The sequence below is a fragment of the Microtetraspora sp. AC03309 genome, assembly GCF_020826795.1.
GTDB classification, from domain to species: Bacteria; Actinomycetota; Actinomycetes; order Streptosporangiales; family Streptosporangiaceae; genus Microtetraspora; species Microtetraspora glauca.
Genome location: NZ_JADDIL010000245.1, coordinates 1 through 929 on the forward strand (window position 1 = coordinate 1; position 929 = coordinate 929).

The following is a 929-nucleotide window of genomic DNA, read 5'->3' on the forward strand; positions in this document are numbered from 1 at the left end:
CTCGGAACCGCATGTCTCGGCCCCGCTTGCCGTGGCACGCACCTCGCAACCGCTCGCCTCGGGCCCGCTCGCCGGGTGGGTGTTGGCCGCTCCGCGCTCGTTGGGGCCGGTCCAGCCGTTGGGGGCGAAGGGTTCGGGCATGGGTTCGATGATCGGCGGCGGCTGCACGGGATACTCGTGGCCGGTCCGGCTGATCCAGGTCACATGTCCGGGGCTGGTCTGGATGACCTGCCAGCCGTTGTCACGCAGGTCGTGGTCGTGCGCGCACGCGGCGGCGAGATTGCGCTCGCTGGTGGGGCCGCCGTTCGCGTATTGGCGGGTGTGGTCCATCTCCGACCGGGCGGCCGGTGCCCGGCATCCGGGATGGGAGCAGACCCTGTCTCGAATCTCGATCTGCCGCCGCAACCCGGCTGTGGGGAACCGCCGCTCATCCCTGGCAGTCGTGTCGCGGCCGGTGACCGGTCCTCCGGCGCCGTCTGCCCCGGCGCTGTCTGCCCCGGCGCCGTCTCCCGGAGAGCTGGCTACCTCCGCGATGTTCGCTCCAGCGGCGCGTGGGTCAGTGGTATGGGTTGCGGCGTTTTCCGCGGAGGACACGCCAGTGCCGGCGGGTGCACCGCTGTCGGCAGTTGCGGTCGCGGCTGGCATCAAGGTCACAGCAGTGGCCGTGGACAGGGCCGGGGGCGCGGTCGCAGTCGGGGCGGGAGGCGGGGGTGCGGTGTCATGGTCGCCTACCCCGCTGTGGTGCGATGTCCGGTCTATGGCCTGCCTGTATTGGCGCATGATGTCGGCGATCACACCGGCCCAGCCGCCCTGCGCGTAGAGGTCGGCGTGCAATTCGCGGAGCAACGCCAGCGGGAGCTGGAGTTCGACGATCCCGCGACGGCGAACCGACGCCGGCCTCGCGTGGAGGGCCCCGCCCGGCCGGTCGC

The 929-nt window shown here is 72.1% G+C and carries 2 protein-coding genes; one reads left to right on the forward strand and one right to left on the reverse strand.

Annotated features, from left to right (window positions below; genetic code table 11):
• Positions 1–780 (reverse strand): HNH endonuclease signature motif containing protein (locus IMZ11_RS42580; RefSeq protein ID WP_308066912.1); only part of this gene is annotated, 780 nt, incomplete at its 3' end.
• On the opposite strand from IMZ11_RS42580, the gene IMZ11_RS42585 reads away from it, so the two are divergent.
• A partial coding sequence (locus IMZ11_RS42585; protein WP_228649269.1) for a hypothetical protein occupies positions 721–929 on the forward strand: 209 nt, incomplete at its 3' end. The genes IMZ11_RS42580 and IMZ11_RS42585 overlap by 60 nt on opposite strands.